Annotated in this window: 2 protein-coding genes; both read left to right on the top strand. The window is 47.2% G+C overall.

The annotated features are described in order from the left end of the window. The first annotated feature begins 67 nt into the window (after positions 1-67). A complete protein-coding gene (locus VN105_RS09895; protein WP_325640348.1) occupies positions 68-1,459 on the top strand; it encodes a cytochrome ubiquinol oxidase subunit I in 1,392 nt (463 codons plus the stop codon). 3 nt (positions 1,460-1,462) lie between these two features. Further along, positions 1,463-2,497, top strand: a complete 1,035-nt coding sequence (gene cydB / locus VN105_RS09890) for a cytochrome d ubiquinol oxidase subunit II (RefSeq protein WP_325640346.1) — start codon at positions 1,463-1,465, stop codon at positions 2,495-2,497. Positions 2,498-2,690: the final 193 nt, after the last annotated feature.

Here is a 2,690-nt window from a genome sequence, read left to right as displayed (position 1 = left end):
CAATACATGACAAACATCAGCTTCATGGATATCTTCACCAGCTACCTTTGCATCATAATTGAATATTATGCCTTCAGTAGAAATACTATCCAGGATACAGTTTGCATTTACCATTGCCTTCCACTACATCTATCCCCCGCTGAGCATAGGACTGGGACTATGTCTGGTGATCATGGAGGGGCTGTACCTTAAAACAGGTTTATCGCTTTATAAGGATATCACCCGATTCTGGATTAAGATATTTGCATTGATCTTCGGCATCGGTGTAGCCACGGGCATTGTAATGGAATTTGAATTTGGTACTAACTGGGCCACCTATTCACATTATGTAGGCGATATTTTCGGAAGTGCACTGGCAGCGGAAGGTATTTTCGCCTTTGCCATGGAATCGGCATTCCTTGGCGTATTATTATTTGGCTGGAACCGTGTTCATAAAGGCGTCCATTTCTTTTCTACCTGTATGGTGGCGCTGGGCTCTATCTTTTCTGCATTGTGGATCGTTATTGCCAATTCCTGGCAGCAAACGCCGGCTGGCTACCGGATAGAAGGCCATGACCTGCAGGCACGCGCAGTGGTCACTGATTTCTGGGAAATGGTGCTGAACCCGTCTTCTGTAGACCGGTTCTCGCATGTGATCATCGGCTCTTTCCTGGCGGGCGCTTTCCTGGTGATGAGTGTGGGCGCCTGGTACGTTCTCAAAAACCTTCATGCAAAACATGCCCAGGCCATGTTCAAGGTGGGGCTTGGCGTAGCAGCCATTGCAGCGTTGCTGCAGCTTTTTACCGGCCACCGGTCTGCACATTACGTGAGCAAATATCAACCCGCCAAACTGGCCGCTATGGAAGGTCACTACGATAGTTCCGCAGTAGCGCCCATGTACATTATAGGTTGGGTAGATAACAAAAATGAAAAAACCACCGGTATAAAAATTCCCGGCGGACTTTCCTTCCTCACGCATGGCAGCTTTTCCGCCCCGGTAGAAGGTTTAAGGGCCACGCCAAAAGCAGACAGGCCCGGTGCAGTCAACTTCGTGTTCCAGATGTATCATATCATGATCACCATCGGCATGATCCTCATAGGACTTACGCTCCTGGCGGTTTTTCTTTTATGGAGAAAGAAACTGTTTAACCAGCGCTGGCTTATGATCATTTTTGCATGGGCGGTATTATTACCGCAAATAGCCAACCAGGTAGGATGGTACGCTGCCGAGGTAGGACGCCAGCCCTGGGTGGTATACAAATTGTTGCGCACCTCCGATGCCCTGTCGCGCAAGGTAACGGCCGACCAGGTGATGTTTTCACTCATACTGTTTACGCTGGTTTACATTCTCCTGTTTACCCTGTTCATCTATTTACTAACCCGTAAGATCCAGCATGGACCAGATGTTTCAGAGAACGCAGAAATAGAATACGACGGCTATTATCACGATAATATCACTTACCATCCAACTAAATTATAACTCATGGAAACAATTCTCGAACTGGACCTTCCCACCTGGTGGTTTTTGGTGATTGGCGGATTGATCACCGGTTATGGTGTGCTGGATGGCTTCGACCTGGGCGCGGGTGCATTGCACTTGTTCTTTAATAAGGAAGAAAGCCGTCGCCTGGTGCTTAATGCAATAGGACCTGTATGGGACGGGAATGAAGTATGGCTGGTAATTGCAGGCGGCGCCTTGTTTGCCGGTTTCCCGCTGGTATACGGCGTAGTACTGTCTACCTTCTATATCCCCTTTATGCTGTTCCTCGTAGTCCTCATTTTCAGGGCTATCTCCATAGAATTCAGAAGCAAGGAAGCCTGGCTGTGGTGGCGCAAAATGTGGGATATCAGTTATACGGTATCCAGCACCAGCATCACATTACTGCTGGGATTGGTGCTGGGCAATCTCATTCACGGCCTTCCCATCAACAGGGAACACGAATTTACCGGCACCCTGCTTACCTTTTTTAACCCTTATGCCATACTGATCGCTTTCACCACCTTGTCGCTGTTTATGTTACATGGCTCCATTTACCTGGTAATGAAAACGGAAAACAGGCTGTATGCCAAGCTCACGGTGATTGTGAACAACTGCAGCAAGTTCTTCATTCTCTGCTTTATTCTAACGTCGATGGCTACCCTTATCTATGTTCCCCATATGACGCACCAGTTTAAATCGCACCCGCAGCTGTTCCTGTTGCCGATGCTTGCCGTGCTGATCCTGCTGAATATAAAAAGAAATGTAGATGCCCGCAGGTATTATACCGCTTTCCTCTATTCCTCCGTTATTACGGCCTGCCTGCTCATCCTGTTTGCGGTAGGGTTATATCCAAATATTGTGATATCTACCACAGATCCGGCATACAGTATCAGCATTTATGCAGCGGCGTCTTCTGTTAAATCGTTGAAAATTATGCTGCTGATTGCAGCTATAGGCACTCCAATGGTGATCGGGTATACTACTTTCTTATTCTGGACATTCCGGGGTAAGGTGAAGCTGAACGAGATGAGCTATTAAGTCCGGCAGGATCAGGCTAAAAAAACAGGTCCCCGCAAGAAATTGCAGGGACTTACCATTTAACCTATATTCTGTACTGTAGCATTGTGTTGGTGATCTCCTGAAAGTCGCCAGTTGTCATTTTCCCGGTATTCCATCTTTTATCAGGAGATGTACGTATTTAAGACCATCTGCTTTGATAAAAGTTTAACCG

This window comes from Chitinophaga sp. (assembly GCF_035564935.1).
GTDB lineage: Bacteria > Bacteroidota > Bacteroidia > Chitinophagales > Chitinophagaceae > Chitinophaga.
Note: the sequence above shows the minus strand (reverse complement) of the source record. Positions and strands in the feature narration are given on the sequence as shown.